Origin of the sequence: Corynebacterium pseudodiphtheriticum DSM 44287, from assembly GCF_000688415.1 — a bacterium.
Lineage (GTDB): Bacteria > Actinomycetota > Actinomycetes > Mycobacteriales > Mycobacteriaceae > Corynebacterium > Corynebacterium pseudodiphtheriticum.
Map to the genome: position 1 here is coordinate 251,797 of NZ_JIAH01000005.1, position 26,391 is coordinate 278,187.

The following is a 26,391-nucleotide window of genomic DNA, read 5'->3' on the forward strand; positions in this document are numbered from 1 at the left end:
GGTGCGGCACTTGTCGACGCCGCTTGCTAAGGAAATACACTGAGTAAGCCAGTTGAGGGCCCAATCCAGGCCGGAAAATTGTTGCGCTCGGACAAACAGGTGCACTGAGGCAATCTTCTCTGGCAAGGACGGTCCTGGATTGATAGCCCCGCCGATTGAACTCGCGCTTGAGAAGTGCTATCCTACGAGTTGGTTCGTCTCACTTAAGTGGTGGGATGATAAGTCTGATCATCTTCTTGGCGCAGAAACGCCAATGGAGACGTTCTGGACACGCGGAAGGGCCCCGGAAAAGAGCCCCCATTTTTGCGTGTTTGGATGCGTTGTCTAGTCCAGCTCCGGCTGGCGCCACAAAGGTGAAGAAAACTCAACCGACAAGAAAGACTGGTTTATGCCAACTATTCAACAGCTGGTCCGCAAGGGCCGCCACGATAAGAAGTCGAAGGTGGCAACCGCAGCGCTGAAGGGTTCCCCACAGCGTCGTGGTGTCTGCACTCGCGTCTACACCACCACCCCAAAGAAGCCAAACTCGGCGTTGCGTAAGCTTGCTCGTGTTCGTCTGACCTCTGGTGTAGAGGTTTCGGCCTACATTCCAGGTGAGGGTCACAACCTCCAGGAGCACTCCATGGTTCTGGTCCGTGGTGGACGTGTAAAGGACCTTCCAGGTATTCGTTACAAGATCGTCCGTGGCGCTCTTGACACCCAGGGTGTTAAGGACCGTAAGCAGGCTCGTTCCCGTTACGGCGCAAAGAAGGGGTAATAAACAATGCGTAAGAATCAAGCTCCAAAGCGTCCAGTTGTTAAAGACCCGATCTACCAGTCGGAGCAGGTATCCCAGCTGGTCAACAAGGTCCTGCTCGATGGTAAGAAAGCTACCGCTGAACGCATCGTGTATGGCGCTCTAGATAAGTGCAAGGAAAAAACCGGAACTGACCCGTTGGGCACCTTGGAGAAGGCACTGGGCAACATCCGTCCAGACCTTGAGGTCCGTTCCCGCCGTGTCGGTGGCGCTACATACCAGGTTCCAGTAGAAGTACGCCCAAGCCGTGCGAACACTCTGGCCCTGCGCTGGCTGGTTACCTTTACCCGTAAACGTCGCGAGAACACCATGATCGAGCGTCTAGCTAACGAGATCTTGGATGCCTCCAACGGTTTGGGTGCTTCCGTCAAGCGTCGTGAAGACACTCACAAGATGGCTGAAGCCAACCGCGCTTTCGCCCACTACCGCTGGTAATTCGCTGTTTAACCAGACTGCGAAGCTTCTCCCGTTGAGTTATGTCTCGGCACGGAAGCAAACGCAGTCCGGACACGACAGATTGACCCGCAATGCGCCAGCCCAACCTGGAGGATTACGGGTCATTTGTTTAGCAGCCCGCATGCAAAATCGGCGACAAAAGCTTCGGCCAAGACTGTGCAAAGGACGTCGATAATAGCTAAACGGCTGCCAAACGAAACTTTTCGTGGCATTATCGCAATTAACGCGACTATCGCGCGGAAATTTACAGCAACAACTATTTTGATGGGGTAAAACTGTGGCACAAGAAGTGCTTAAGGATCTAAACAAGGTTCGCAATATTGGCATCATGGCCCACATCGATGCTGGTAAAACCACCACCACCGAGCGTATCTTGTTCTATACCGGTATTAACCGCAAGGTTGGTGAAACCCACGACGGTGGTTCGACCACCGACTGGATGGAGCAGGAAAAAGAGCGCGGTATTACCATTACTTCCGCTGCCGTTACCTGTTTCTGGGAAGGCAACCAGGTCAACATCATTGACACGCCTGGCCACGTCGACTTCACCGTCGAGGTTGAGCGTTCCCTGCGTGTGCTCGATGGCGCCGTAGCTGTTTTCGATGGCAAGGAAGGCGTTGAACCGCAGTCCGAACAGGTTTGGCGTCAGGCTGCGAAGTACGACGTTCCGCGTATCTGCTTCGTGAACAAGATGGACAAGCTCGGTGCAGACTTCTACTACACCGTGCAGACCATTATCGATCGTTTGGGTGCCAAGCCACTCGTTATGCAGCTCCCAATCGGCGTTGAGGATGATTTCGACGGCGTCGTCGACCTGCTGCAAATGAAGGCTTATATGTGGCCTGGCAAGGTCGAAGTCGGTGCTGAACCTCAGCTGACTGAGATTCCTGCAGACCTGCAAGAAAAGGCCGAAGAATACCGTGAGAAATTGGTCGAAGCTGTTGCTGAGACTGATGAAGAACTCATGGAAAAGTACTTCGGTGGCGAGGAAATCTCCATCGATGAGTTGAAGGCACAGATTCGTAAGCTGGTTGTTAACTCTGAAATCTACCCGGTTTACTGTGGTACTGCGTACCGCAACAAGGGTGTCCAGCCATTGCTGGACGCTGTCATTGATTTCTTGCCAAACCCAATGGACGTTGGCGAAGTCATTGGCCACGAAATGGGCAACGAAGATGTTGAGATGCGTCGTAAGCCATCGGCTGAAGAACCGTTCTCCGGTCTGGCGTTTAAGATTGCTGCGCACCCATTCTTCGGCCAGCTGACATTCGTTCGCGTTTACTCCGGACGTGTGGAGCCAGGCAACGAAGTTCTGAACTCCACGAAGAATAAGAAGCAGCGAATCGGCAAGATTTTCCAGATGCACGCCAACAAGGAAAACCCTGTTGACGAAGCACTCGCAGGAAACATCTACGCGATTATTGGTCTGAAAGACATCACCACCGGTGACACCATCTGCTCCAAGGAAGACCCAATCATCCTGGAGTCCATGGACTTCCCGGATCCAGTTATCCAGGTTGCAATCGAGCCAAAGACCAAGGCTGACCAAGAGAAGCTATCGACCGCTATCCAGCGTCTCGCTGACGAGGACCCAACCTTTACCGTTAAGCTGGATGAAGAATCCGGCCAGACTGTTATCGGCGGCATGGGCGAGCTGCACTTGGACGTCCTGGTTGACCGCATGAAGCGCGAATTCAAGGTTGAGGCAAACATCGGTAACCCACAGGTTGCCTACCGCGAGACCATCCGTAAGTCGGTTGCTTCCTTGGACTACACCCACAAGAAGCAGACCGGTGGTTCCGGACAGTTCGCTAAGGTTATCGTCTCGATCGAGCCTTATGCTCCAGACGAGAGCGAGCTGGAGGAAGGCGAGAGCCCGTTGTACAAATTCGAGAACGCGGTTACTGGTGGCCGTATTCCGAAGGAGTACATCCCTTCAGTCGACGCAGGTATCCAGGACGCCATGCAGTATGGCTACCTGGCTGGCTACCCGCTCGTCAACATCAAGGCAACCCTTGAAGACGGCGCTTACCACGACGTTGACTCTTCGGAGATGGCCTTCAAGCTGGCCGGATCCCAGGTACTAAAGGAAGCAGTAGCTAAGGCTAAGCCTGTGCTACTGGAGCCATTGATGGCCGTAGAGGTAGTTACGCCCGAAGAATTCATGGGTGACGTCATTGGCGACATCAATGCTCGCCGTGGACAGGTCGAATCCATGGATGACCGTTCCGGCGCCAAGGTCGTTAAGGCCCGCGTGCCGCTGTCCTCTATGTTCGGTTACGTTGGCGATCTGCGTTCCCGTACCCAAGGTCGTGCTAACTACACCATGGTTTTCGACTCCTACGGTGAAGTTCCACAATCTGTTGCAGAAGAAGTTATCGCCGCACGTACCGGCGGTTCCACAAACTAAATCGAGAAGAAGTGGGGAAATGGCTCCCCACCTGAGTCCGGGCGCCAAACATTCGGCAACTAACAACCCTGTTAAGCACCGTTTATTGGGTCGCTCGGCTCAATTCTCGCCGGGTTGCGGCCGCGCTGAGCTCATTACTTTCCGTTCTTTCGCATCGTAGATTATGAACTTTCCTAATCGCGAAGCCATTCGTCTCCGTTGATACAGAGCGGTTCAAGTGTTTAGGACATTGCTAGAATGGGCTGAGCCGGCCGTTACCCGATGGCCGTTGATCTGACTGATATGGTTACTTAAAACCGTTTATATGCATGAACGGTTTGATATATCTGTGCCATAATTCTAGGATCAGGTAACGGGCACACCTGTAAGACGTTGCCTGCCGCTTGTCTGCGACCTAGTCGTAGACGACTTAGTAGGCAAAATATACAAACCACGTGGCTGCGAAGGTCGTAGCCACCGATAAAGTCCAGGAGGACATACAGTGGCAAAGGAGAAGTTCGAGCGTACGAAGCCGCATGTGAACATCGGCACTATCGGACACGTCGACCACGGCAAGACCACCACCACCGCAGCTATCACCAAGGTTCTGTCGGACAAGTATCCTGATGAAAACCAGGCATTCGCGTTCGACATGATCGACAAGGCTCCTGAGGAGAAGGAGCGCGGTATTACCATTAACATCTCCCACGTGGAGTACTCCACCCCTAAGCGCCACTACGCGCACGTGGACGCCCCAGGCCACGCTGACTACATCAAGAACATGATCACTGGTGCCGCTCAGATGGACGGCGCTATCTTGGTTGTTGCAGCTACCGACGGCCCAATGCCACAGACTCGCGAGCACGTTCTGCTGGCTCGCCAGGTTGGCGTTCCTTACATCCTGGTTGCACTAAACAAGTGCGACATGGTTGACGACGAGGAAATCCTCGAGCTCGTCGAGATGGAGATCCGCGAATTGCTGGCTGACCAGGAATTCGACGAAGAAGCTCCAATCGTTCACATCTCCGCAGTCGGCGCCTTGGAAGGCGAAGAGAGGTGGGTTAACGCCATCGTTGAACTGATGGATGCTTGTGACGAGTCGATCCCTGATCCAGACCGTGCTACCGACAAGCCATTCCTGATGCCTATCGAGGACATCTTCACCATTACCGGTCGTGGCACCGTTGTTACGGGTCGTGTTGAGCGTGGTTCCCTGAAGGTCAACGAAGAAGTCGAGATCATCGGCATCAAGGAAAAGTCCCAGAAGACCACCATCACCGGTATCGAAATGTTCCGCAAGATGCTGGACTACACCGAGGCCGGCGACAACGCTGGTCTGCTGCTTCGCGGTACCAAGCGTGAAGACGTTGAGCGTGGACAGGTTATCGTTGCTCCAGGTGCTTACAGCACCCACAAGAAGTTCGAAGGTTCCGTCTACGTTCTTTCCAAGGACGAGGGCGGCCGCCACACCCCGTTCTTCGACAACTACCGTCCTCAGTTCTACTTCCGCACCACCGACGTTACCGGTGTTGTTACCCTGCCTGAGGGCACCGAGATGGTTATGCCTGGCGACAACGTCGACATGTCCGTCGAATTGATTCAGCCAGTCGCTATGGACGAGGGCCTGCGCTTCGCTATCCGCGAAGGTTCCCGTACCGTTGGTGCTGGTGTCGTTAACAAGATCCTGGATTAATTCCTTGACTTGTTGGCGTAGTGTCAACGCCCATGGCGTTCACTAGGCTAGACGCTTTTCGCCGCTACCGAATTTTCGGTAGCGGCTTTTTGCGTGGTGCGGGAGATTGTGTGTTGCAAGTCTATTAGGTTTAGCCGTACGTGCCCGGTTTACGCGGCTATTCGGTTGGAATAGTGGCCGTGGTGCTGCAACGATCCCACCTGGAGTATTGCTGATTTACCTTCCTTGACAGGCGACTCCCTTACTATAGTAGGGTGCTGCGATTGCGTAACCTTATACTTTTTCGCAACGGATCGAAAACAGATGTGATTCTGAAATTGTGGTCACGTATTGATGGCCACGCGAGGGAGAAGGTATTACGAACTCGTCGGGGTGAGGACCAGTTCGTTTTGATGTCTTGTGTTTTGTCAAGCTTTCTTCAACACCCAATGAGGTTTGCTAGGAATGGGGAAATAGCGACGGTTAGTGCTCCTCCTGCCACGAAATAGATGCCGTGTGTTGCTGCATCAATTTGGATTCGATTGCCACGCCGGTGACCGCAACAATGATTGGCAGACCGCTCGCGGAATACATCCCGACTTTCAGCCGCTCGCGCGGATTTGTGATTCCAGAGCCTGTGTTGCTGAATACCTCTCGTAGGTACACCGGCGGGACGTGCGTTACCAAAAATAGAGCGGCTGAGAATAATTCCAGCGGCAAATGGGCCTGGCGCAATAGCGACATTCGAAAGCTGCAGCTACTGCCCTCAGAATAGCCATATTCATTATGATTAGGCGCAAGCTAGTTTGGTTCGTTGCTCCGGCGCCAGATACGAACGCACGCCCGATCCCAGGGATCGCGTGAATTATTGCTGCGGGAGTTGAATGCACTGAAAAATACGCGCCGATACCGCAGCGATGGCGCAGATAACCCAAGTTGATAAGGCGGTTTTGGCTTGCTGGAACGCATCGACTTTAGATCAATTTCGTAACCTGCGAGTAAGAAGACGCGCCCCGGCCTAGCCCTTTACGTATTCCTATGCTCGTATCTTCTGTTGCAAGGTCTAGCACAGGCGGGCCGATAAGCATCCCAAAAAATAATAAAAGTGTGACAGCAGGGATGCGATTAGTGAAGGCGAAGGCCATCAAAGGCGCGAGTAACGCCGCAGCCATGATCCCAGCGAAGGAAACCAGAGCATCGGCATATTCCGTTGCCCCAGCTGTGAGTACTAACGTGCCAGTAGTGTCTATGCTGTCAACTGCCATACGTTGTTGCCTAAGCACTAACTAGGACGAATCATAATCCTGCACTCATCTAATGGCAGGTTTTAGTATTTGGTGAAAAGAAAACCGCGTGTCGGGAACAGACTTCCACACGCGGTCTCTTTAGTCTCGCAAATTCGATGGCGCTGAATAATGTATTTGCGCAGATTTTGCTCTCTAACGGCCTTTCCGTGCCGTGATGTCTTCGTTAGTAGGCGGGTTTTACCTTTTCCATGTGCAGCAAGTAGACAGTATCGATATCAACATCTTCGATTGCATCACGAAGATCTGCCTCGCTCGTTTCAATCATGTCATTGAGCTTGTTTAGATCGGCCTCTGGACGCGCATTAATGGTGAACTCGATAGTTGGCCGTTTTCGGTCGATAGAAACCTTCTGCTTTGCTGAAGTCACGTCGGAGTCTGTCGCTAACTGAGCTGCCACTGCCTGCGCGATATGACTAATGTGCATAGAAATATCGCCCTTTTCGTCGGAAGCTGAAGAACCAACTTGCGAAAAGGTCCGGCGGCGTAAGTTGATGATGATCAGCCACAAACCAATGATAATCGTTCCCGCTAGGATGCCCCAGAGTAGGTATTCATACCAATTTTGGTCTGGCAATGACCGCCAAGCGTCTGGGTCGCGCCAGAGTGCGAGCTCCTTCGCGAACTCTACATCGAAGTGCGCTAACACTGGCCAGAGTCCAAAGAGGATTAGCGTAATCGCGAGCAAGAAGAATATGAAGCGGTCAATGAATGCGGTCAGTTTGCTCATGATACGCCCTCCTGAGAACTGTCACCCTCGACCTGAACCTCGATCTTCGGCTGTTGTTGCAAGAATGCAAACTTAGTTTTGATTGCTTCCTCTACGCGCTGGGGTAACGAGGAGTCGTTGGTATCACCTTCGACAATGACTTGCAACCTCTTCCGCGAAATCTTGGAATGCGCGGAACGCGCACCAGGCAATTGTTGCGCAGTTGCAGAACTGACTCGAGCCAGATCCACGGGACGTACCCAGACCGCCGCATTGCTGTTTAGTATGCGGTGTGTTTGTCTACGTGGTTTGAAGGCAACAATCAGGAGCAACACTCCGAGCACGATCGCGCCCGCGCCCACCCATACGATCCATTCGGGAAGCTCATTCTGTCCAAAGAAGTCCGTAATTGGTGTAATCCAGCTCTGCTGGTCTTGATTCGGTAAGACGAACCAGATTTCCCGGATCATTACGCCGGCTACCGCGAGTAGAAGTAGGCCAAGCAGCACAGCAAGCCCACGGGCGATCGGTGACGCCTTTGGCGCTTGGCCACGATAAGCCTTTTGTTCAGCCACGTGAGCCTCCTCTTAGATCTCGAAGTACTTCCTTTGTGTCTTTCCGGTAGATAGCGCGCAGTGGGGCTGGTTTCGGAACGGTCACCGTTCGGAATGGGTGATCGGCAGGTGCGTAAGGCTTACGCAGTTGTTGTTTCATCGGCGTCCGTACTTTGCGAAGAGCACGGGCCTTGGGGACCTCCGGCTTGCGTGGCTGGCCCCAACTCGCAACATTTATTTCACGCAATGCGTGTTGTTTAGGCGGCTGTATTTTTCGCAGTTTTTTACGTCGAATGTTTACTGGTTGTGGCTTGCGGGGTTTCGGCACTGAAACCGAGCGAAGTTTCCGTTTCCTTGGCGTTTCGACTGACCGTAGAGCGAATGACCGTGTATTGACGTCAATAAGTTCCCGCGGTTGTGGCGAAACCACTTCGCGCAGTGGCTGAGGTTCGGGTGCTTGTACCGAAATGCTTCGCATTTCACCGACGGTAACCGACCGCAAAGCAGCCGGTTGCGGCACGGAAACTTCACGCAACGGGGCTCTTTTCGGAACCGAGATTGCCTTTAACTTCCTTTGCTCCGGTACTGAAGGAGAAAATGGTGTTCGAGGCTTCGGTGCCTCCACCTTTCGCGGACTCGGTAACTCGTTTACCGTGATTTCGGCTAGGGGCCTTGCTTCCGGTGCAGAGACGCGGACGGGCTCCTTGGGGTCATCCACAGAGATAACTCCGAGAGGTTTTGGCCAGGGAGTTTCTACTTTCCTGCGGATAGCTAGTTCGCGGGTCTCAACTGCAGTGAGTTCCGCAAAGCCAGGCGAGATCGTTATCTCCCGCAAAGGAGCAGCTTCTGCCGTCTCAATCTCCCGCAGGGTCTCGGTCTTTGAGGTCACGTGAGGATGCGCAACTTCGAGTTCATTGACTGAAATCGCGCGCGGTGTGAACTCGGAGCGAGCCTCGACGTCATCGCGGGTGATTCGTTGCTTCGACGGCACGGCTTCGCCGATTGTGACATTGACCCGCGTGGCTTCATATCCAATATAAGTGTCAAGCGCTTCGGCTATAGCTTTTCGCACTTCCGCAGCAACCCTCACCGCAGGAGATGGCCAAACCACGGCGATGACAGCATCGACCGAAGCGACCCGGCGCTCTTGATCCAATCGGATATCAAACCTTGGGTAGTTGCGTGATAACAAGCCGCCGTTAATGTCCGTGGTGCCCGGTACTTGGTAAATCGCGCGCTCAACGACGTGTTCGGCGACGCGAGTTTTGTATGTTGTCACGCCTGCAGCCTGCGACGAACCTGAAGACTTGACGGCCTTATGGGCCTGCTCGGTCTTGTCGACGGCGCTGGGGGAAGAAGTCGCAAGTGATTCCGTGGTGGCCGCAGGTTTATCCTGCTTTTCCATTAGCCCTGACCTTTACCCGAAGAGAAGATGTTTGTCAGATCGATACGACCATCGAAATGAGCGCCAATGGCGGCGCCGATCAGGGCAAATGGGATAGCCCAAAGGGAGTACCATCCGGTGATAGCGATCAGCAGCATTATACCGATGCCGACCAGCGCGCCAATCAAAGTGTAACTAATGTTGTTCATAAAACCCGTCCTCAAAAGTCTTACTACTGGGTAGATGTGGAGCTATCGGTGGCATCAGAAAAGATCACGTCCACGCGGCCTAAATCGATGGAGCAGGCTTTCTGAGCAACATCGCGGATGTCAGATGCGAGATCGTGTAAATTCACGCCCGCGGAGAAATCCGCGGTGATGTGAATTTCGATGTGTAGTTCACCTGCACCAGAAACGCGGCGTAGGCCAGAAATGCGTTCTCCGGAGTACAGCAGGGCGACTTCGCCGAAACGGCCGGAGTGTAGCCCAGCGACCCCGTGAACATCTTTAACTTTGGATGCGATGGATCGCGCATCCGCCACCTCAAGCTGGGGTGCTTGAGTTGCGGCCATTTTTAGCGATCCTGGCCAGAAGAGATTGCGGTTTGCTCGTCTTCGTTTTCGTCTTCTTCATCACCAGGAAGCTTGACGTCGTGAACGTTGACATCGACGCCGGAGACGTTCAAACCGGTCATGCGCTCGACGGCGGAAATAACGTTACGGCGGATAGCGTCAGCCAGCTCGTGGATGGCAACACCGTATTCTGCGGTGATTGCAACCTCGACGGAAGCGGTACCTTCTTCTACTTCGACAGAAACGCCTTGCTTGACGTCTTCGCTACCGAAGGTTTGGCGGATAGAGCCCATGACACGCTGAGAAGTCGATCCCAGGGCAGCAACTCCCGAAACTTCGCGGGTAGCCAGGCCAGCAATCTTGCCAACTACACCGTCGTCGATGGTGGTGGTGCCGTGCTCGGTTTCCAAGTTGCTGTTTACCTTGCGAGCAGGGGTGTTGTCAGACGATTGGTTCTGGTTTTGTTTTTGGTCGGCCATTGTGGCGCCTACCTTTCTGCTGTCTCATGGTTAAGAAATGAGACCCCGGTGACTTGCTAGCCGTGGCGGTACCGCCGTTGAGAATATGGAGGTACCCGGGGTGTATTTGAATCTGCCAAGCGGTGGAAATCACACGTTGATGTGTGCCATTTCCCTTGACTGACTTAATCCTACGGAAAAACGTTTATTAGCGTCGTCTCGTAGTGCTGTATATCCTACAGGTGGGGAGGCTGTGGGGGTAAATAGAGGTAGGTTGAGTTTTTCCGAATGACGTGTTTAAATGGCCAAGTTGCTTAAACAGGGTGTATTCCATCTATTGGTGCGCTGTCAGGTGCCGCAATATACGGTATTCCGAGTGCTGCCTCAATAGTCGGAGATGCGCTGTGGTTAAGCAAACATGACACCTTCGCCGTGCATGGCCCCTAAAAAACTCTCAAAACATCAGGGGCTGACACATGTGCACAGAAGGGCTACCAATCGGGCTAGGTTCGTCGTCATAGACAGAGCATCCCGAGAGGTAGTGCCGGAGAAGGGGCATAGCAAGTAAACAGCGGCAGTACACAGTCAGGTTCCATCGGAACGTTTGGCTTCAGTGCGCGCAAGAATTGTGTGCCTGGCCGGATCCGGTGCGTGTCAATATAGACCGAATACTGGCGTTGTTTGCCTTCAGCTAGCCCTGGATGCGGACAACGTTGAAGAGAAATCGAAGAGCGAGCTTTCATCGTCCGATGACGGAAAGCAAGCGAGGAAGAGGATAATCGTGGCGGGACAAAAAATCCGCATTAGGCTAAAAGCCTACGATCATGAGGCAATTGACGTCTCGGCAAAAAAGATTGTCGAGACCGTCACCCGCACCGGCGCCCGCGTGGTTGGGCCTGTGCCGCTGCCGACTGAAAAGAACGTCTATGCCGTTATCGGTTCTCCACACAAGTACACCGATTCGCGTGAACACTTTGAAATGCGCACACACAAGCGCTTGATCGACATTCTCGACCCGACGCCTAAGACCGTTGACGCATTGATGCGCATCGATCTTCCGGCCAGCGTTGATGTCAACATCCAGTAATCGCGAAGCGAACACTACATAAAACTGTCTAAAACTGTCAGTGGAGAACAAATAATGAGCGAAAAAGAGATCAAGGGCATTCTGGGCACCAAGCTCGGCATGACTCAGGTCTTTGACGAGAACAACCGGGTCGTCCCGGTTACCGTCGTCGAAGCTGGTCCTTGCGTGGTTACCCAGATCCGCACAAAAGAAAAAGACGGCTACTCGGCCATCCAGATTGCGTACGGCGAAATCGATCCCCGCAAGACTGCTAAACCACAGGCTGGCCACTTTAAGAAGGCCGGTGTCACCCCGCGCCGTCACGTAGCTGAAATCCGTATGGATGACACTTCGTCCTACGAGGTCGGTCAAGAAGTTACCGTCGACATCTTCGAGGGAGTTAACCTCGTTGACGTGACCGGCATCACTAAAGGTAAGGGCTACGCCGGCGCTATGAAACGCCACGGCTTTGCAGGTCAGGGTGCTGCACACGGTAACCAGGCCGCCCACCGTCGCGTCGGTGGTATCGGTGGTGCTGCAACCCCAGGCCGCGTATTCAAAGGAAAGCGTATGGCCGGGCGCATGGGTCGTGACCGCGTCACCACTCAAAACCTGAAAATCCAAAAGATTGACGCAGAATCCAACCTGTTGCTCATCAAGGGCGCTATCCCAGGTGTCAACAAGGGCGTCGTCACCGTTAAGACTGCTGTGAAGGGTGGTGCATAAGCATGAGTAACCTCACGCTAGATGTACAGACCGCTGAAGGCTCCACCAACGGTACCGTTGACCTACCAGCAGAAATCTTTGACGTGACCACCTCGGTTGCCACCATGCACCAGGTAGTTACCGCTCAGCTTGCTGCCGGTCGAGCCGGTACCCACAAGGTAAAGACCCGCGGAGAAGTCCGTGGTGGTGGCCGTAAGCCATTCCGTCAAAAGGGAACCGGTCGTGCTCGCCAGGGTTCGATTCGTGCTCCTCACTACACCGGTGGTGGCATTGTGCACGGTCCAGTCCCACGTGACTACGCACAGCGCACCCCTAAGAAGATGATCAAGGCTGCTCTCTTTGGCGCACTATCCGATCGTGCTCGTAACGGTCGTATTCACGTCATCGACGAATTGGTTCCAGGTCAAGAGCCTTCCACCAAGAAGGCCAAGGCATTCCTGGAGCGCGTTTCATCCAACAAGAAGATCTTGCTGGTAATCAACCGCGAAGATTTGAACGCTCAGCGCAGCGCCAACAACTTGCCGAACGTGCATATTTTGGACTCCGGCCAGCTCAACACATATGACGTTTTGAACGCTGACGACGTTGTCTTCTCGGCCGCAGCCCTGCATACCTTCATCAACCGCGGCGCAGAAGCAGCCGTTGCAGGGGAGGAAAACTAACATGGCTAAAATCGTAAACCCACGCGATATCATCATCGCACCGGTTGTTTCCGAGAAGTCCTATGGCCTTATGGAGCAGAACACCTACACGTTCTACGTCGCCAAGGACTCCAATAAGAACCAGATCAAGAATGCCGTTGAAGAAATCTTCGGCGTGCAGGTCGCATCCGTCAACACTCTGAACCGTGAGGGAAAGCGCAAGCGTACTCGCACTGGTTTCGGGCGTCGGAAGGCAACCAAGCGCGCCTACGTAACTCTTCGCGAGGGCAGCGACTCCATCGATATCTTCGGCGCTAACGCCTAAGACTTCGGAAGGTAAGGAAGAATTATGGCTATTCGTAAATACAAGCCGACAACTCCGGGTCGCCGCGCGAGCTCCGTTTCCGAATTCGAGGAACTGACCCGTTCCACCCCGGAAAAGTCACTTTTGCGTCCACTGCACAAAACCGGTGGTCGTAACGTACACGGACACATCACCGCTCGGCACATTGGTGGCGGTCACAAGCGCCGCTACCGTCTGATCGACTTCCGTCGCAACGACAAAGATGGCATCCAGGCCAAGGTTGCGCACATTGAGTACGATCCAAACCGCACCGCGAACATCGCGTTGTTGCACTACGCCGACGGTGAAAAGCGCTACATCATCGCCCCTAAAGGCTTGAAGCAGCACACCATCGTTGAATCCGGCCCTGACGCCGACATCAAGGTAGGTAACAACCTACCTTTGCGCAACATTCCAACCGGTACTACGATTCACGCAGTTGAACTGAAGCCAGGTGCGGGCGCCAAACTTGCACGCTCCGCTGGTTCCTCGATTCAGTTGCTGGGTAAGGAAGGCAAGTACGCCATCCTCCGTATGCCGTCTTCGGAAATTCGTCGCGTAGATATCCGCTGTCGCGCTACTGTGGGTACCGTAGGCAACGCTGATCAGATGAACATCCGTTGGGGTAAAGCTGGACGTATGCGCTGGAAAGGCGTTCGTCCAACCGTTCGTGGTGTCGTGATGAACCCGATCGACCACCCACACGGTGGTGGTGAAGGTAAGTCTTCCGGTGGTCGTCACCCTGTGTCCCCATGGGGCAAGAAGGAAGGTCGCACCCGCAACCCGAACCGCTATTCCAACAACATGATCGTGCGCCGTCGTCGCCCGAACAAGAAACGCTAAGAGGAGGTAAAACGATATGCCACGCAGCCTAAAGAAAGGCCCGTTCGTCGATGAGCACCTCCTCAACAAGGTGGACGCTCAGAACGAAAAGGGCACCAAACAGGTAATCAAGACCTGGTCCCGCCGTTCCACCATTTTGCCGGATTTCATCGGACACACCTTCGCGGTGCACGATGGCCGCAAGCACGTTCCCGTCTTCGTAGAAGACTCAATGGTCGGACACAAACTCGGCGAATTTGCACCTACCAAGACCTTCAAGGGTCACGTCAAAGAAGATAAGAAGAGGCGATAAGCGATGAGTGACGTTATCACCAGCGCAACCGCCACTGCTCGGTACGTGCGTGTAACCCCAATGAAGGCACGTCGCGTCATCGACCTGGTGCGCGGAAAGTCAGTATCTGAGGCTCTAGCCATCCTGAAGTACGCACCACAGGCCGCTGCGAAGCCAGTTGCAAAGGTCGTTGCCTCGGCCGCGGCTAACGCAGAAAACAACTTCGGGCTGAATCCTCGCACATTGGTTATCTCCGAGGCATACGCCAACGAAGGACCAACTATGCGTCGTTTCCAACCGCGTGCTCAGGGTCGTGCGTTCATGATCCGCAAGCGCACCAGCCACATCACTGTGGTAGTCGAAAGCCAGGAAGAAGGTGCCAAGTAAATGGGTAACAAGATCCATCCACACGGCCTACGTTTGGGAATTACCGCTAACTGGAATACCCACTGGTTTGCTGAAAAAGACTACGCAGACTACGTGGCCGAAGACATCAAGATCCGCAACTTCTTGTCCAAAGGACTAGACCGCGCGGGTATCGCAGATGTGGTCATCGAACGCACTCGCGATCGCGTTCGCGTCGACATCCACACTGCCCGCCCAGGCATCGTTATTGGCCGCCGTGGTGCAGAAGCCGACCGCATTCGTCGCGAGCTCGAAAAGCTGACCGGCAAGATGGTCGCGCTAAATATTCTTGAAGTTAAGCAGGTCGATGCCAACGCAACCTTGGTTGCCCAGTCGATCGCTGAACAGCTCGTGAACCGCGTTGCTTTCCGTCGTGCTATGCGCAAGGCAATCCAGTCCGCGATGCGTCAGCCTCAGGTCAAGGGCATTAAAGTCATGTGCTCGGGCCGCCTCGCTGGTGCCGACATGTCCCGCGTTGAGCGCTACCACGAAGGCCGTGTTCCCCTGCACACCCTTCGTGCAGAGATTGACTACGGAACCGCCGAAGCCCACACCACCTTTGGCCGCATCGGCATCAAAGTGTGGATCTACAAGGGCGACGTCGTCGGCGGCGTACGGGAATCCGAACTGAACGCACCATCCGAGCGTCGTGGCCGGGGCGATCGTCGTCCTCGCCGTGGTGGCCAACGCCGCCAGCGCGCTCAGCAGAAGAAGGACTAAAGCATGCTTATTCCTAAGCGCGTGAAATTCCGTCGCCAACACCGCCCAAACCGTAGCGGTGTCTCGAAGGGCGGAAACCGCATTAACTTCGGTGACTACGCGATCCAGGCCCTCGAGCCAGCGTATGTGACCAACCGCCAGATCGAATCCGCACGTATCGCCATCAACCGCCACGTTAAACGTGGAGGTAAAGTGTGGATCAACATCTTCCCGGACCGTCCGCTGACCCAAAAGCCACTCGGTGTACGTATGGGTTCCGGTAAGGGACCTGTCGAAAAGTGGGTAGCTAACGTTAAGCCGGGCCGCGTACTTTTCGAAATGTCGTACCCGAACGAGGCAGTTGCGGTTGAGGCTCTGCGTCGTGCCAGCCAAAAGCTGCCATGTAAGGTCCGCATCATCAAGAAGGAGGACCAGCTCTAATGGCAACCGGTACCCCTGCATCCGAGTTCCGCGAGCTCGACGAAAAAGAGCTCAAGCAGCGTCTAAGCGACGCTAAGGAAGAACTATTCAACCTGCGTTTCCAACTGGCAACCGGTCAGCTGACGAACAACCGCCGCATCGGCGTCGTCAAGCGCGACATTGCCCGCGTTTACACCGTGCTTCGGGAACGTGAGTTGGGTATGACCGAAACTCCAGGAGCTGAGGCATAACTATGAGTGAGGCAACTGTGACAGATTCCACCAAGGGCCCTACCCCGAAGAAAGAAAAGGAAAAGGGCGCCCGCAAGGTTCGGATCGGCTACGTCGTATCTGACAAAATGCAAAAGACCATTGTCGTCGAGCTCGAAGACCGTAAGCAGCACGCGCTGTACGGCAAGATTATGCGCTCGAACAGCAAGGTTAAGGCTCACGACGAAGACGAGATCGCCGGCATTGGTGACCGCGTCCGCATCGTCGAGACCCGTCCGCTGTCGAAAGACAAGCACTACCGTCTCGCAGAGATCGTCGAAAAGGCTAAGTAGTCCAACAACGGACAGAACTTATACCTGTCGACGGCGACACTCGTTTGAGGCGCCTGGTCGTTAGCTAACTTACGACCTACCCGAATGCCCCGCATTGGCTTGCCTTTGCGGGGTCTTTCTGTAACTTAGGGCATCCATATCATGATAGGCTAATCTGAGTTGACTTCAGCCGATTTCAACGAAACACGACGAAAGGTGAATGGATGTTCCGCCGTTTTAGCATCAAAACCGCAGTAACCGCGAGCCTGGCCGGCTTTGCATTGCTCGCTGCAGGATGCTCGAACTCGCAAGACTCTGCCGACAGCGCAGATAGCTCTGACGAAAAGATGGAGGCCACTTCGGAAGAACGAATTGCGGCAGTCGGCCTGGGCGATGCCGATACGGTCCTGGCTCTCGGCGAGACCCCAGTCGCGATTGCCCCGTGGGCAGGCTCCAACGATGGGGTAGGACCGTGGTCGGAAGATCTATTGGGTGACGCTGAGCCTACCCTGATCCGCGATACTTCCGCCGGCTTCGATCAACAGCACATCGAGACGATAGCGGCAACTGACCCCACGAAGATCATCGCGGTCAACCACTCAATTGATGACGAAACCAAGAAGAGATTCGAAACCATTGCGCCGACCACGCTGCACTCCGCAGAAGATAGCGATTGGCAAATTCCGTGGGAAAAGCAAGTAGAAACCATCGCCAAGGCATTGGACAAAGAAGACGAAGGCCAAAAGCTTATCGACGAGACGAATGCTGCCTTCGAGAACTTCCGGGAGGACCACCCAGAACTGCAGGGCAAAACCGCGGCCATCGCATTGCCATCCGACAACCAGCTGAGCCTGTACACCTCTGGTGATGGTCGTGGGCAATTCATCGAAGACCTTGGCTTTGTCATTCCGGAGGATCTGCAAGAAACCGACGGCGAATTCTACCGGACCATCGCGGCTGAAAATTTCAGCGAATATAACCAGGTCGACTACCTGTTCATCGTGGACTGGGAAGGTGCAGCCGACAAGATTAAGTCCCTGGAGGCATTCCAAAACATCGATGCCGTGAAAAACGGCAACGTCTTTTACTTCGATGACCTCACCGGGACCGCCATGTCCTTGCCGAACCCTCGCACCATCCCATATTCCATCAGTAAATTCACTGAGAAGCTCACTGAAAAGCCCAGTGATAGCACGAAATAGACTCGCGCTAGCGAGGCTTTCGGGGGTCCAACGGGCACACGGACGGTGTGCCCGTGACGGGGTCGGGGACCACCATTGCCGCTAAACCGTAGACGTCTTCGACCAATTGGGCGTCTAATACTTCACTGGGGGCCCCGGTGGTCACGATCTCGCCTTTTTTCATCACGATCAAATGATCGGCATACCGTGCTGCTTGATTTAAATCGTGCAATACCGCGACGATAGTTTTTCCTCTTTCGTGGAAATCGCGCATGAGCTCCATCAATTCGTACTGGTGCGCAATATCCAGAAACGTAGTTGGCTCGTCCAGCAACATGATCGGAGTTTGCTGCGCCAACAACATGGCAATCCACACGCGCTGGCGCTGCCCACCCGATAATTCAGCTACCAATTTCCCTGAAATATCTTCCAAACGAGTAGCGGCCAGTGCCTCAGCGACAGCCTGCTCATCCTGCTTGCTCCACTGGTGAAACAGGCTCTGATAAGGAGCACGCCCACGCGCAATCAAATCAGCCACCCGAATTCCATCTGGCGAACTAGAAGACTGCGGCAATAGCCCCAACTGTCGCGCGACCTGTTTAGCGGGCAAGCTGGCGATGGCTTTGCCATCAAGAAGCACCTCACCTTGCGATGGGGTGAGTACCCGCGAAAATGCGCGCAGCAAGGTTGATTTACCACAACCATTCGGGCCGATGATTGCGGTGAAGGAATTATCCGGGATATCGACGTTGATATCGCGGGAAATGGTGGCGGTGTCATAACCGACGGTGGCATTGACGACGCGGAGACGTGGAGCAGTAGAGTTCATCGTTATTGCTTCTCAGAGTGGGGGAGTATGTGTGGGGGAGTTCGCGTGGGTTAGTGAGTGGACAGCAAGGTGTGAGCCGAGGTGGATCCTTCTTTGTCAGCCGGTGCCGTAATGTCGCTTAGATTCGCGTATCAGTAGCCACAACATGTACATGCCGCCGATGACGACGGTGATCAAGCCGACCGGAATTTGCCGGTAGAACGTGGCAATAATCAACGACAATACGTGCGCTCCGGTTAACAACACCGCGCCCATAGCGGCGGCGCCGAGGAGAGAAACCCCAGCGGTGTGCATTAATCGGCGCGCGATTTGCGGTGCGACCAATGCAATAAACGAAATTGGTCCGGCAGCTGCTGTCACGAGCGCAGTGGTAGCAACCCCCACCACGATTAGCAGCAGGCGCGCACGGTTGACTTCGAAGCCTTGCGTCGTCGCGGCGTCGTCGCCAAGCTCTAAGTGCCGTAGCGGACGCGACAGTATTGCAGCACCGATGATGACGATTACGCCGAGCACCAGCGTGGGCAGCAGACCTTGCCAGGTCACTTTCGTGATGGATCCGGCTGCCCAAAAACCAACCTGCATGCCTTCTTCCACATCGGCGCGGGTGATGAGATACGAATTCAACGATGTCAACATGGCGGAGATGCCAATGCCGACGATGATCAACCGGAACCCCTGTACGCCTTTACGCCACGCCAAGACGTAGACCGCTAAGGCGGTGATGATGCCACCGATAATGGAGGCGGCGGCGATCGACCAAAAACTACTCGTGCCGATCACCAGCATCGTGATGACGACGGCGGTATAAGCACCCGCATCGAAGCCGATGATGTCCGGCGAGCCGAGCGGATTGCGGGTCAGTGATTGGAAAATTGCCCCGCCGATGCCAAGTAACGCACCGAAGGCGACGGCGGCTACGGCGATGGGTAAGCGCCATTCGCGCACGATGGTGGTATCGAAACCATCTCCGCCGCTGAACAAGGCGGTTATCACTTCGCCCAAATCCAGTGGATATTCGCCGAGAGTGATGGCCGCGATCGCTCCGATCACAGCTAGGGCGAACAAGCCCAGCGCGGTCAGTAGCAGGCGGGTAGGGAAGTGCAGTGAGACCCACCTGGTGCGCACGACGAGTTTGCGGTAGCCAGGGTCCACCGACGCAGGTGCTTGTGTGTCCTGAGACTGTGTACTCATAGTCCACTCGCTTTCCGACGGCGTACCAGCATGATCAGCACTGGTGCGCCGACCACTGCAGTGATGATGCCGACTTCAATTTCTCCAGGACGCGCGATGATGCGGCCGATGACGTCGGAAGCCAACACCAGCACGGGTGCTGCCAGCGCTGAATAAATAATGATCCAGCGCTGATCCGGGCCGACTATCCACCGTACGACGTGGGGAACCATCAGACCGACGAAAGCCAGACCGCCCGTCAGTGCGGTGGCACCACCTGCCAGCAGCGTGACTGCAATGATGCCCAGCACGCGGGTACGCACGACTTTGGTGCCAAGTGAAGCAGCGAGGTCGTCGCCAAGCGCAATCGAATTCAGTGACGACGAAATCGCCAGCGCGAGAACCAAACCTGCCGCGAGGAATGGTGCGACGAGAGCGGTATCAGAGAGGTCAGCGCGGGCAACAGACCCCAAGCTCCAGTTGCGGATGGCTTGGAAAGTGTCGGGGTCGATCAGGGTAAGAAACTGTGTGATTCCAGAAAGCACCGCCGCCAAAGCCACACCGGCTAGCACCAACGTCGCGGGGTTTGCCTTGCCGCTCGCGCCTAACGATGCGCCAGAGCCAATGAAATAAACCACCACGGTGGTGATCGCTGCGCCCAGGAAGGCGAACCAGATATACCCGCTGATGCTGGTCAATCCGAAAAACCCGACGCCTAAGGTGACCGCGAATCCGGCGCCGGCATTGACTCCGAGGATGCCGGGATCGGCCAGTGGGTTGCGTGTTAACGCCTGGATGAGAGCACCCGCCACGCCGAAGGCCGCGCCGGTCGCGATCGCCACGACGGTGCGGGGGATGCGCAGGGTCCAGACAATGATGGCGGCTTCGGAGTTATCGCGGGCGAGCAGGCCATTCCAGACTTCACCCCAGGGCAAAGGGTTAGCGCCGAGGGCGATGCTGAAGCAGATCATCACCACGATGGCGGCGAGTATCGCCAGCATGCCCAGCGTACGGCGGGCAAAAAGTGCAGGTGCCTGCATGAACCATCCTTCGTTTTTAGCAGGCCGGAGAGTTTTTGACCGTCGAGACCTGCCACCGAAATGCTTTCAACTTGGACAGCCTACCCTCTCAGGAGTGGATTAGCCATGCCTAGGCTATTTGTTTGATTTAGATATGCGTTATCGCGCATCGATTGCGCAAATTATCCCGGACGCGACCACCGGCACGGCCGCAGCTACAAGTCGCGAACTGAGTTGAACAATCATCCCAGGCTGTGGTTGAATGGCAGGGTTGCCGATGCAGGTCGGCGGATTTGTGATGCGTTTCCGAATCGCAACCGCCGAGACCCTTCGACCGTCACTGACTTTTTCTGTGGTGTGTTCGTCGACAAGCATCAGGTAGCTGCAAGAACAAGACCGAGTGCGATCAGGACGGAAATCTTTTCGCACATTAATCCAGGTCAGGAGACCAACTGTGATTCAACAAGAATCGCGCCTGAAGGTCGCCGACAACTCCGGTGCACGAGAAATTCTCGTCATCCGGGCCCTCGGCGGATCCGTGCGACGCTTCGCAGGCATTGGTGACATCGTTGTCGCTACTGTCAAAGAAGCAGTCCCAGGCGGAAACGTGAAAGAAGGTGACGTCGTTCGCGCCGTCATCGTTCGCGCAAAGAAGGAAACCCGTCGTGCGGACGGTTCCTACATTGCTTTCGACGAAAACGCTGCTGTCATTCTTCGTTCCAACGATAATGACCCACGCGGTACCCGTATCTTCGGGCCTGTCGCTCGTGAGCTGCGTGAGAAGAAGTTCATGAAGATTGTTTCTCTCGCACCGGAGGTGATCTAGGTGAAGGTACATAAGGGCGATATGGTCCAGGTCATTTCGGGCCCAGATAAGGGCGCGCAAGGCAAGGTCATTGAGGCATACCCAAAGACCAACAAGGTTTTGGTTGAGGGCGTCAACCGCATCAAGAAGCACGTTGCGAACTCTGCGCCGGAGCGCGGCGCCGAGTCTGGCGGAATCGTTACCCAGGAAGCACCAATCCACGTCTCGAACGTCGCGGTGCTGGATTCTGACGGTAACCCAACTCGCGTTGGCTACCGCTTTGACGAGAACGGCAAGAAAGTCCGCATTGCTCGTCGCAACGGGAAGGATATTTAAGGCATGAGCGACAACTACACTCCACGTCTGAAAACCCGTTACCGCGACGAAATCAAGAACAAGCTGAATGACGAATTCTCTTACGAGAACGTCATGGAGATCCCTGGTGTTGTCAAGGTTGTTGTCAACATGGGTGTTGGCGACGCTGCTCGCGACTCCAAGCTGATCAACGGTGCGGTTGAGGACCTGACTCTGATTACTGGTCAGAAGCCACAGCTGCGTCGCGCTAAGAAGTCCATCGCGAACTTCAAGCTGCGCGAAGGTATGCCAATTGGCGTGCGCGTCACCATGCGTGGCGACCGCATGTGGGAGTTCTTGGACCGTTTGTTGACTATCGCGCTGCCACGTATTCGTGACTTCCGCGGCTTGTCCGATCAGCAGTTCGATGGCCACGGAAACTACACCTTCGGTCTGTCTGAGCAGACTATGTTCTACGAGATCGACATCGACAAGGTTGATCGTCCACGTGGTATGGATATCACCGTTGTTACCAGCGCTACCAACGACGATGAAGGTCGCGCACTACTTCGTGAGCTGGGATTCCCATTCAAAAAGTAGTTTTGCAGTACTGAATAAGTCTGTTTGTTAAGAACTTTAACCCCTCCGACATGAAACCGGAGGGGTTAAAGTCATTTTTTGGTGTCCTTGGGTTGTTTTCTTCTTGGGTAGAAATACCATGCAGCTAGAAAAGCGATGAGGCTGGGGATGACGGCGATGATTAACTCAGAAGAATCTCGTATGAAGTACAACAACCAGTGAAAAAGACCGAGCAACATCAGCGTTGTAAAACAAATCCAATCATCGCGCCGTTTTTTATCTTTTGTCGCCACAGTACGCGTACCTCCTTATCGCGCCAGTGCAACGGCAACCTGCTATGCAATGGATCTGGCGGTCATTGTCAAATTAATCACCTGCGTGTATTGCTAGAATAGCTACAATCGCTATTTAGAGTGGTGATGCAAGAAACCTACAAGGAGCCAATAACTATGTCTACAATCCCAAGCATTCTTCTCCGCGCTATCCCAGGTGCCCTCATCGCGGATTCTGGCATTTCCAAGTTGGGTATGGATGCAGAATCCTCGAAAGGTCTACAGGACTTTGCTGCTACGGGCATTCCGCAGGTGAAGGAACTGCCGTCCGATAAGTTTGGCACTATCATCGGTGCTTCCGAAGTCGCTGTCGGTGGCGCGCTGTTGGCGCCATTCGTTTCCAACCGCCTTGCCGGTCTCGCGCTGACCACCTTTGGCGCAGGTCTGTTGAGCATTTACTTCCGTAACGACGATATGACCCGCGAGGATGGCATCCGCCCAACTCAAGATGGCATGTCTATCGCAAAGGATTCCATGATGGTTGCGATTGGCACAGGGCTGATCGCTCTGGATCAGCAGGATCGTATCTCTGGTGTACTGCAGGAACGCAAGATTGCTAAGGCAGAAAAGAAAGCTGCCAAGAAGGCCGCACGAAAGGCTAAGAAAGACGCAAGGAGAAACTCCTAAAGCTAATTTGCCGGTGACATTGGCACGCAGAGTCGGCTAAGCGTTCTAATGGTTGGCCGAATCGCCTCAATCCTGCTAGGGTTGGGGCGTCTTGTGCTTTTTGGGATACGTGTGTCTAAAACACCGTAGCCTGAATAGAGATTTAGCGTCGGCGGGAAGAACCGTTTTAGCGTTTACTCTGCACGCACAGACTTGCAAGTTTTTCCTACGTTTGTTGTAGGCCCCTCGCCATCATGGCGACCGAGCTTCATTGAGGTAGCGAGCAAACATGCTATTGAGCATGGGAGCGTTAAGTTGCCCAAAACAGCCCGGTAACGCCCTTAAGGTGAGTTCGGGAACCGCAACGAGAAAGGTTCAAGGTCAACACATGACCATGACTGACCCGATTGCAGACATGCTCTCACGGGTGCGCAACGCTAACCACGCGCAGCACGACACCGTGTCCATGCCTGCATCCAAGATCAAGGCGAATATCGCTGGAATCCTGAAGCAAGAAGGCTACATTTCCGATTATTCCGTGGAAGGCGAAAAGGCAAAGAAGACCTTGTCGCTGGACCTGAAGTACAACGGCCGCGAGCGCGCTCTGTCTGGCCTGCGTCGCGTTTCGAAGCCAGGTTTGCGTGTCTACGCAAAGGCTACGGAGCTCCCTAAGGTTCTGGGCGGACTGGGTGTGGCTATCATTTCCACCTCCCACGGCCTGTTGACCGACCGCGAGGCTGAGCAGAAAGGCGTAGGCGGAGAAGTCATCGCCTACGTCTGGTAAGGGAAGGGTGATTATTAATGTCACGAGTTGGTTTGGCACCAATCGCCGTCCCTAGCGGCGTCGAGGTAAAAATCGATGGCCAGAACGTTTCTGTCAAGGGCCCAAAGGGCACCTTGGAGGTGGACGTTCCAGAGCCAATTTCCATCGTCCAGGAAGACGGTGAACTTCGCGTTTCACGCCCGGACAACCACCGCAAGAACCGTTCTCTGCATGGTCTTGCACGTTCTTTGGTGAACAACTGCGTTATCGGTGTAACCGAAGGCTACGAAATCAAGATGGAAATCCACGGTGTTGGTTACCGTGTGCAGCAAAAGGGTAAGGACCTGGAGTTCGCTCTGGGCTACTCGCACTCCGTACCAGTCAAGGCTGATGAAGGCATCACCTTCGCTGTAGACGGCAACACCAAGTTCTCTATCTCTGGTATCGACAAGCAACAGGTTGGCCAAGTTGCGGCGAACATCCGTCGTCTGCGTAAGCACGATCCTTACAAGGGTAAGGGCATCCGCTACGTCGGCGAACAGGTACGTCGCAAGGTCGGAAAGACGGGTAAGTAAGCAATGTCTAATTCTGAAAACACCAAGCGCACTCCGGTCGGTAAGGATATTTCCTCCCGCCGTCGTGAAGCACGTGCCCGCCGTCATTTCCGTATTCGTAAGACGCTGCGTGGAACCCCACAGACCCCACGTTTGGTCGTTCACCGCACCGCGCGTCACCTGCACGCCCAGCTGATCGACGACCTCGCCGGCCACACCCTGGCTGCCGCATCTACCATGGAGATCCGCGACGCAGAGGGCGACAAGAAGGCACGTGGTGCCGAGGTCGGCAAGCTTATCGCACAGCGTGCCCAAGAAGCAGGCATCGAAGCAGTTGTATTCGACCGCGCCGGTTACAAGTACCACGGTCGCGTTGCTGCTTTCGCTGACGCCGCACGTGAAGGTGGTCTGAAGTTCTAATGATCAACGCAGTTGCACACACCAACGGAAAGGACGCGTAATGTCGGATCGTGATCAGCGCGACGGCGGACGCTCCGCCGACAACAAGAAGAACGATCGCAACAATCGTCGTAACGATCGTCGCAATCAAGACAACGAGCGCGATAAGTACATCGAGCGCGTTGTAGCCATCAACCGGGTTTCCAAGACTGTCAAGGGTGGCCGCAACATGAGCTTCACCGCTCTGGTCATCGTCGGTGACGGCGAAGGTATGGTCGGAGTTGGCTATGGCAAGGCCAAGGAAGTTCCAGCAGCAATCCAGAAGGGTGCTGAAGAAGCCCGCAAGAACTTCTTCCGCGTCCCAATGGTGGGCGGAACTATCACCCACCCAGTACAGGGTGAAGACGCAGCAGGCGTCGTTATGCTGAAGCCTGCAGCTCCAGGTACTGGTGTCATCGCTGGTGGCGCCGCACGTCCAGTACTGGAGTGCGCTGGTGTACAGGACATCCTGTCCAAGTCGCTGGGCTCGGACAACGCTCTAAACGTCGTTCGCGCCACTGTGGACGGCCTAAAGCAGCTGGTGCGCCCTGAGGAAGTTGCCGCACGTCGTGGCAAATCCGTCGAAGAGGTTGCTCCAGCCCGTATGCTGCGCGCTCGCGCAGGACAGGAGGCATAAACCGTGGCTCTGAAGATTACTCAAACACGTGGCTTGGTCGGTAGCACGCCGAACCAGAAGGCCAACATGGAAGCACTGGGCCTGAAGCGTATTCGCCATTCTGTTGTCCAGAAGGACACGCCGGCGATCCGTGGCATCATTCAGAAGGTGCGCCACCTGGTCACCGTAGAAGAAGTGGCAGGGGAGTAGATACACCATGAGCGATATCATCAAACTGCACGACTTGCGCCCAGAAAAGGGTGCGAATAAGGCTAAGCGTCGCGTCGGCCGCGGTGAAGGCGGCAAGCGCGGTAAGACAGCTGGTCGTGGTACCAAGGGTACAAAAGCACGTAAGCAGGTAGCAGCAAACTTCGAGGGTGGCCAAATGCCAATCCAGATGCGTTTGCCAAAGCTGCGTGGGTTCAAAAACCCGAACAAGGTTGTATTCCAGGTTGTTAACGTTACCGATCTGGAAAAGGCCTTCCCACAAGGTGGCGACATCACCGTCGCTGACTTGGTCAACAACGGTTTGGTTCGCAAAAATCAGCCGGTTAAGGTCTTGGGCAACGGCGAGATCTCTGTCAAGGTCAACGTTACCGCGCAGAAATTCTCTAAATCGGCCGTCGAAAAGATTGAAGCCGCTGGCGGATCTACCACCAAGGCATAATTTCTATGCGATGACTAGCTTATGGGCTTCCCAAAGAATGCTCTAAGCATCGCTATCGCCTAACGCCCCTGAGGCTGCACTACGCAGTGTCAGGGGCTTTGTTATACCCGCACCCTGGGTCGTTTTCCCAAGAATGATTAAGGTTGTCCTATCACACATCGACGCGAGGTGTTTTCAGTTAGAGAAGACTGGTAGGCTACTAGGGTCACGCGCGCATAAGCTTGCACGCAGGTATTTGGATTTAGTCGGCGACGGCTAACCCTCAAATGCACACAAATAAGAACTAATCG

The 26,391-nt window shown here is 54.6% G+C and carries 37 protein-coding genes; 26 read left to right on the forward strand and 11 right to left on the reverse strand.

The window, feature by feature from the left end:
* The first annotated feature begins 388 nt into the window (after positions 1-388).
* From rpsL to tuf, 4 genes are all read left to right on the forward strand, one after another.
* A complete protein-coding gene (rpsL, locus tag O146_RS0101765) occupies positions 389-757 on the forward strand; it encodes a 30S ribosomal protein S12 (protein ID WP_018121319.1) in 369 nt (122 codons plus the stop codon).
* Positions 758-763: 6 nt separating this feature from the next.
* Positions 764-1,231, forward strand: a complete 468-nt coding sequence (rpsG, locus tag O146_RS0101770; protein WP_021352942.1) for a 30S ribosomal protein S7 — start codon at positions 764-766, stop codon at positions 1,229-1,231.
* Positions 1,232-1,529: 298 nt separating this feature from the next.
* Complete coding sequence (gene fusA / locus O146_RS0101775) at positions 1,530-3,662, forward strand: elongation factor G (protein WP_021352943.1); 2,133 nt, start codon at positions 1,530-1,532, stop codon at positions 3,660-3,662.
* A 481-nt stretch (positions 3,663-4,143) separates the two neighbouring features.
* Positions 4,144-5,334 (forward strand): elongation factor Tu, encoded by a 1,191-nt coding sequence (gene tuf, locus O146_RS0101780; protein WP_027017517.1) that lies wholly within the window; start codon positions 4,144-4,146, stop codon positions 5,332-5,334.
* A 953-nt stretch (positions 5,335-6,287) separates the two neighbouring features.
* Here the strand turns inward: tuf and O146_RS12950 are convergent.
* The 7 genes from O146_RS12950 to O146_RS0101820 form a co-directional block, all read right to left on the reverse strand.
* Positions 6,288-6,578 carry a hypothetical protein gene (locus tag O146_RS12950; protein ID WP_023018943.1) on the reverse strand — a complete coding sequence of 97 codons (291 nt, stop codon included), beginning with the start codon at positions 6,576-6,578 and terminating at the stop codon, positions 6,288-6,290.
* A gap of 205 nt (positions 6,579-6,783) precedes the next feature.
* A complete protein-coding gene (gene amaP, locus O146_RS0101795) occupies positions 6,784-7,347 on the reverse strand; it encodes an alkaline shock response membrane anchor protein AmaP (protein WP_023018944.1) in 564 nt (187 codons plus the stop codon).
* Positions 7,344-7,901: a DUF6286 domain-containing protein gene (locus O146_RS0101800; RefSeq protein ID WP_023018945.1), complete on the reverse strand. Its 558-nt coding sequence runs from the start codon at positions 7,899-7,901 to the stop codon at positions 7,344-7,346. The genes amaP and O146_RS0101800 overlap by 4 nt, the downstream gene beginning before the upstream one ends.
* Entirely contained in the window at positions 7,894-9,285 is a 1,392-nt protein-coding gene (locus O146_RS12080; protein WP_023018946.1) for an Asp23/Gls24 family envelope stress response protein, read from the reverse strand. Before O146_RS12080 ends, O146_RS0101800 begins: the two co-directional genes overlap by 8 nt.
* A complete protein-coding gene (locus O146_RS0101810) occupies positions 9,285-9,473 on the reverse strand; it encodes a hypothetical protein (RefSeq protein WP_021352949.1) in 189 nt (62 codons plus the stop codon). Before O146_RS0101810 ends, O146_RS12080 begins: the two co-directional genes overlap by 1 nt.
* A 23-nt stretch (positions 9,474-9,496) precedes the next feature.
* Positions 9,497-9,835, reverse strand: coding sequence for an Asp23/Gls24 family envelope stress response protein (locus tag O146_RS0101815; protein WP_027017519.1), 339 nt, complete (start codon positions 9,833-9,835; stop codon positions 9,497-9,499).
* Positions 9,836-9,837: 2 nt separating this feature from the next.
* Complete coding sequence (locus O146_RS0101820) at positions 9,838-10,314, reverse strand: Asp23/Gls24 family envelope stress response protein (protein ID WP_021352951.1); 477 nt, start codon at positions 10,312-10,314, stop codon at positions 9,838-9,840.
* Positions 10,315-11,074: 760 nt separating this feature from the next.
* Here O146_RS0101820 and rpsJ point away from each other — a divergent pair.
* The 12 genes from rpsJ (at position 11,075) to O146_RS0101880 (ending at position 17,450) form a co-directional block, all read left to right on the forward strand.
* Entirely contained in the window at positions 11,075-11,380 is a 306-nt protein-coding gene (rpsJ, locus tag O146_RS0101825; RefSeq protein ID WP_018121308.1) for a 30S ribosomal protein S10, read from the forward strand.
* Positions 11,381-11,434: 54 nt separating this feature from the next.
* The gene (gene rplC / locus O146_RS0101830; protein WP_021353215.1) at positions 11,435-12,085 is read left to right on the forward strand and encodes a 50S ribosomal protein L3; all 651 of its coding nucleotides are present in this window, start codon (positions 11,435-11,437) and stop codon (positions 12,083-12,085) included.
* A 2-nt stretch (positions 12,086-12,087) separates the two neighbouring features.
* Complete coding sequence (gene rplD, locus O146_RS0101835; protein WP_021353216.1) at positions 12,088-12,747, forward strand: 50S ribosomal protein L4; 660 nt, start codon at positions 12,088-12,090, stop codon at positions 12,745-12,747.
* Position 12,748: 1 nt separating this feature from the next.
* Positions 12,749-13,051 carry a 50S ribosomal protein L23 gene (gene rplW / locus O146_RS0101840; RefSeq protein WP_021353217.1) on the forward strand — a complete coding sequence of 101 codons (303 nt, stop codon included), beginning with the start codon at positions 12,749-12,751 and terminating at the stop codon, positions 13,049-13,051.
* A 24-nt stretch (positions 13,052-13,075) separates the two neighbouring features.
* Positions 13,076-13,912, forward strand: coding sequence for a 50S ribosomal protein L2 (rplB, locus tag O146_RS0101845; RefSeq protein ID WP_021353218.1), 837 nt, complete (start codon positions 13,076-13,078; stop codon positions 13,910-13,912).
* Positions 13,913-13,928: 16 nt separating this feature from the next.
* Positions 13,929-14,204: a 30S ribosomal protein S19 gene (gene rpsS, locus O146_RS0101850; protein WP_018121303.1), complete on the forward strand. Its 276-nt coding sequence runs from the start codon at positions 13,929-13,931 to the stop codon at positions 14,202-14,204.
* A 3-nt stretch (positions 14,205-14,207) separates the two neighbouring features.
* Positions 14,208-14,570 (forward strand): 50S ribosomal protein L22, encoded by a 363-nt coding sequence (gene rplV / locus O146_RS0101855; protein WP_021353219.1) that lies wholly within the window; start codon positions 14,208-14,210, stop codon positions 14,568-14,570.
* The gene (gene rpsC / locus O146_RS0101860; RefSeq protein WP_021353220.1) at positions 14,571-15,308 is read left to right on the forward strand and encodes a 30S ribosomal protein S3; all 738 of its coding nucleotides are present in this window, start codon (positions 14,571-14,573) and stop codon (positions 15,306-15,308) included. It abuts the gene before it with no gap.
* 3 nt (positions 15,309-15,311) lie between these two features.
* A complete protein-coding gene (rplP, locus tag O146_RS0101865; RefSeq protein WP_021353221.1) occupies positions 15,312-15,728 on the forward strand; it encodes a 50S ribosomal protein L16 in 417 nt (138 codons plus the stop codon).
* Positions 15,728-15,958 (forward strand): 50S ribosomal protein L29, encoded by a 231-nt coding sequence (rpmC, locus tag O146_RS0101870; RefSeq protein WP_021353222.1) that lies wholly within the window; start codon positions 15,728-15,730, stop codon positions 15,956-15,958. The genes rplP and rpmC overlap by 1 nt, the downstream gene beginning before the upstream one ends.
* 2 nt (positions 15,959-15,960) lie before the next feature.
* A complete protein-coding gene (gene rpsQ, locus O146_RS0101875; RefSeq protein ID WP_021353223.1) occupies positions 15,961-16,269 on the forward strand; it encodes a 30S ribosomal protein S17 in 309 nt (102 codons plus the stop codon).
* Between the two features lie 203 nt (positions 16,270-16,472).
* A complete protein-coding gene (locus O146_RS0101880; protein ID WP_027017520.1) occupies positions 16,473-17,450 on the forward strand; it encodes an iron-siderophore ABC transporter substrate-binding protein in 978 nt (325 codons plus the stop codon).
* Positions 17,451-17,457: 7 nt separating this feature from the next.
* Here the strand turns inward: O146_RS0101880 and O146_RS0101885 are convergent, their stop codons facing one another.
* The 3 genes from O146_RS0101885 to O146_RS0101895 form a co-directional block, all read right to left on the reverse strand.
* Positions 17,458-18,258: an ABC transporter ATP-binding protein gene (locus O146_RS0101885; protein WP_023018949.1), complete on the reverse strand. Its 801-nt coding sequence runs from the start codon at positions 18,256-18,258 to the stop codon at positions 17,458-17,460.
* A 96-nt stretch (positions 18,259-18,354) separates the two neighbouring features.
* Positions 18,355-19,449: a FecCD family ABC transporter permease gene (locus O146_RS0101890; protein WP_023018950.1), complete on the reverse strand. Its 1,095-nt coding sequence runs from the start codon at positions 19,447-19,449 to the stop codon at positions 18,355-18,357.
* Complete coding sequence (locus O146_RS0101895; protein WP_023018951.1) at positions 19,446-20,468, reverse strand: FecCD family ABC transporter permease; 1,023 nt, start codon at positions 20,466-20,468, stop codon at positions 19,446-19,448. The genes O146_RS0101890 and O146_RS0101895 overlap by 4 nt, the downstream gene beginning before the upstream one ends.
* A gap of 433 nt (positions 20,469-20,901) precedes the next feature.
* Between O146_RS0101895 and rplN the strand changes: the two genes are divergently transcribed.
* Genes rplN through rplE form a run of 3 tightly spaced genes read left to right on the forward strand, consistent with a single transcriptional unit; the run spans position 20,902 to position 22,146 of the window.
* Positions 20,902-21,273 (forward strand): 50S ribosomal protein L14, encoded by a 372-nt coding sequence (rplN, locus tag O146_RS0101900; RefSeq protein WP_023018952.1) that lies wholly within the window; start codon positions 20,902-20,904, stop codon positions 21,271-21,273.
* Positions 21,274-21,588, forward strand: a complete 315-nt coding sequence (rplX, locus tag O146_RS0101905; RefSeq protein ID WP_018121290.1) for a 50S ribosomal protein L24 — start codon at positions 21,274-21,276, stop codon at positions 21,586-21,588. It begins immediately after the preceding gene.
* Positions 21,589-21,591: 3 nt separating this feature from the next.
* Positions 21,592-22,146, forward strand: coding sequence for a 50S ribosomal protein L5 (gene rplE, locus O146_RS0101910; protein ID WP_023018966.1), 555 nt, complete (start codon positions 21,592-21,594; stop codon positions 22,144-22,146).
* Positions 22,147-22,217: 71 nt separating this feature from the next.
* Here the strand turns inward: rplE and O146_RS0101915 are convergent, their stop codons facing one another.
* A complete protein-coding gene (locus O146_RS0101915; protein ID WP_023018967.1) occupies positions 22,218-22,418 on the reverse strand; it encodes a hypothetical protein in 201 nt (66 codons plus the stop codon).
* Between the two features lie 156 nt (positions 22,419-22,574).
* Here O146_RS0101915 and O146_RS0101920 point away from each other — a divergent pair, with 156 nt between their 5' ends.
* The 7 genes from O146_RS0101920 (at position 22,575) to rplO (ending at position 26,101) form a co-directional block, all read left to right on the forward strand.
* Entirely contained in the window at positions 22,575-23,084 is a 510-nt protein-coding gene (locus O146_RS0101920) for a hypothetical protein (protein ID WP_023018968.1), read from the forward strand.
* A gap of 367 nt (positions 23,085-23,451) precedes the next feature.
* The gene (gene rpsH, locus O146_RS0101925) at positions 23,452-23,847 is read left to right on the forward strand and encodes a 30S ribosomal protein S8 (RefSeq protein ID WP_021353408.1); all 396 of its coding nucleotides are present in this window, start codon (positions 23,452-23,454) and stop codon (positions 23,845-23,847) included.
* Between the two features lie 17 nt (positions 23,848-23,864).
* Positions 23,865-24,401 carry a 50S ribosomal protein L6 gene (gene rplF / locus O146_RS0101930; RefSeq protein WP_021353409.1) on the forward strand — a complete coding sequence of 179 codons (537 nt, stop codon included), beginning with the start codon at positions 23,865-23,867 and terminating at the stop codon, positions 24,399-24,401.
* A 3-nt stretch (positions 24,402-24,404) separates the two neighbouring features.
* Positions 24,405-24,800, forward strand: a complete 396-nt coding sequence (rplR, locus tag O146_RS0101935; protein WP_018121284.1) for a 50S ribosomal protein L18 — start codon at positions 24,405-24,407, stop codon at positions 24,798-24,800.
* 40 nt (positions 24,801-24,840) lie between these two features.
* Positions 24,841-25,455: a 30S ribosomal protein S5 gene (rpsE, locus tag O146_RS0101940; protein WP_021353410.1), complete on the forward strand. Its 615-nt coding sequence runs from the start codon at positions 24,841-24,843 to the stop codon at positions 25,453-25,455.
* A 3-nt stretch (positions 25,456-25,458) separates the two neighbouring features.
* Positions 25,459-25,644 (forward strand): 50S ribosomal protein L30, encoded by a 186-nt coding sequence (gene rpmD, locus O146_RS0101945; RefSeq protein ID WP_021353411.1) that lies wholly within the window; start codon positions 25,459-25,461, stop codon positions 25,642-25,644.
* Positions 25,645-25,651: 7 nt separating this feature from the next.
* Positions 25,652-26,101, forward strand: coding sequence for a 50S ribosomal protein L15 (gene rplO / locus O146_RS0101950; protein WP_021353412.1), 450 nt, complete (start codon positions 25,652-25,654; stop codon positions 26,099-26,101).
* Positions 26,102-26,391 lie beyond the last annotated feature (290 nt).

Bases quoted from the DNA above. Each gene is read 5' to 3' on its own strand.
- O146_RS0101920 (WP_023018968.1), top strand. From the start codon at position 22,575: ATGTCTACAATCCCAAGCATTCTTCTCCGCGCTATCCCAGGTGCCCTC.
- O146_RS12080 (WP_023018946.1), bottom strand. From the start codon at position 9,285: ATGGAAAAGCAGGATAAACCTGCGGCCACCACGGAATCACTTGCGACT.
- rpsL (WP_018121319.1), top strand. From the start codon at position 389: ATGCCAACTATTCAACAGCTGGTCCGCAAGGGCCGCCACGATAAGAAG.
- rplF (WP_021353409.1), top strand. From the start codon at position 23,865: ATGTCACGAGTTGGTTTGGCACCAATCGCCGTCCCTAGCGGCGTCGAG.
- rplC (WP_021353215.1), top strand. From the start codon at position 11,435: ATGAGCGAAAAAGAGATCAAGGGCATTCTGGGCACCAAGCTCGGCATG.
- O146_RS0101815 (WP_027017519.1), bottom strand. From the start codon at position 9,835: ATGGCCGCAACTCAAGCACCCCAGCTTGAGGTGGCGGATGCGCGATCC.
- rpsS (WP_018121303.1), top strand. From the start codon at position 13,929: ATGCCACGCAGCCTAAAGAAAGGCCCGTTCGTCGATGAGCACCTCCTC.
- rpsE (WP_021353410.1), top strand. From the start codon at position 24,841: ATGTCGGATCGTGATCAGCGCGACGGCGGACGCTCCGCCGACAACAAG.
- O146_RS0101820 (WP_021352951.1), bottom strand. From the start codon at position 10,314: ATGGCCGACCAAAAACAAAACCAGAACCAATCGTCTGACAACACCCCT.
- rplV (WP_021353219.1), top strand. From the start codon at position 14,208: ATGAGTGACGTTATCACCAGCGCAACCGCCACTGCTCGGTACGTGCGT.
- rplR (WP_018121284.1), top strand. From the start codon at position 24,405: ATGTCTAATTCTGAAAACACCAAGCGCACTCCGGTCGGTAAGGATATT.
- rplE (WP_023018966.1), top strand. From the start codon at position 21,592: ATGAGCGACAACTACACTCCACGTCTGAAAACCCGTTACCGCGACGAA.
- amaP (WP_023018944.1), bottom strand. From the start codon at position 7,347: ATGAGCAAACTGACCGCATTCATTGACCGCTTCATATTCTTCTTGCTC.
- rplP (WP_021353221.1), top strand. From the start codon at position 15,312: ATGCTTATTCCTAAGCGCGTGAAATTCCGTCGCCAACACCGCCCAAAC.
- rpsH (WP_021353408.1), top strand. From the start codon at position 23,452: ATGACCATGACTGACCCGATTGCAGACATGCTCTCACGGGTGCGCAAC.
- rpsQ (WP_021353223.1), top strand. From the start codon at position 15,961: ATGAGTGAGGCAACTGTGACAGATTCCACCAAGGGCCCTACCCCGAAG.
- rpmC (WP_021353222.1), top strand. From the start codon at position 15,728: ATGGCAACCGGTACCCCTGCATCCGAGTTCCGCGAGCTCGACGAAAAA.
- rpsG (WP_021352942.1), top strand. From the start codon at position 764: ATGCGTAAGAATCAAGCTCCAAAGCGTCCAGTTGTTAAAGACCCGATC.
- rplB (WP_021353218.1), top strand. From the start codon at position 13,076: ATGGCTATTCGTAAATACAAGCCGACAACTCCGGGTCGCCGCGCGAGC.
- O146_RS0101895 (WP_023018951.1), bottom strand. From the start codon at position 20,468: ATGCAGGCACCTGCACTTTTTGCCCGCCGTACGCTGGGCATGCTGGCG.
- rplD (WP_021353216.1), top strand. From the start codon at position 12,088: ATGAGTAACCTCACGCTAGATGTACAGACCGCTGAAGGCTCCACCAAC.
- rplW (WP_021353217.1), top strand. From the start codon at position 12,749: ATGGCTAAAATCGTAAACCCACGCGATATCATCATCGCACCGGTTGTT.
- O146_RS0101880 (WP_027017520.1), top strand. From the start codon at position 16,473: ATGTTCCGCCGTTTTAGCATCAAAACCGCAGTAACCGCGAGCCTGGCC.
- O146_RS0101885 (WP_023018949.1), bottom strand. From the start codon at position 18,258: ATGAACTCTACTGCTCCACGTCTCCGCGTCGTCAATGCCACCGTCGGT.
- O146_RS0101810 (WP_021352949.1), bottom strand. From the start codon at position 9,473: ATGAACAACATTAGTTACACTTTGATTGGCGCGCTGGTCGGCATCGGT.
- O146_RS12950 (WP_023018943.1), bottom strand. From the start codon at position 6,578: ATGGCAGTTGACAGCATAGACACTACTGGCACGTTAGTACTCACAGCT.
- O146_RS0101890 (WP_023018950.1), bottom strand. From the start codon at position 19,449: ATGAGTACACAGTCTCAGGACACACAAGCACCTGCGTCGGTGGACCCT.
- rplO (WP_021353412.1), top strand. From the start codon at position 25,652: ATGAGCGATATCATCAAACTGCACGACTTGCGCCCAGAAAAGGGTGCG.
- rpsC (WP_021353220.1), top strand. From the start codon at position 14,571: ATGGGTAACAAGATCCATCCACACGGCCTACGTTTGGGAATTACCGCT.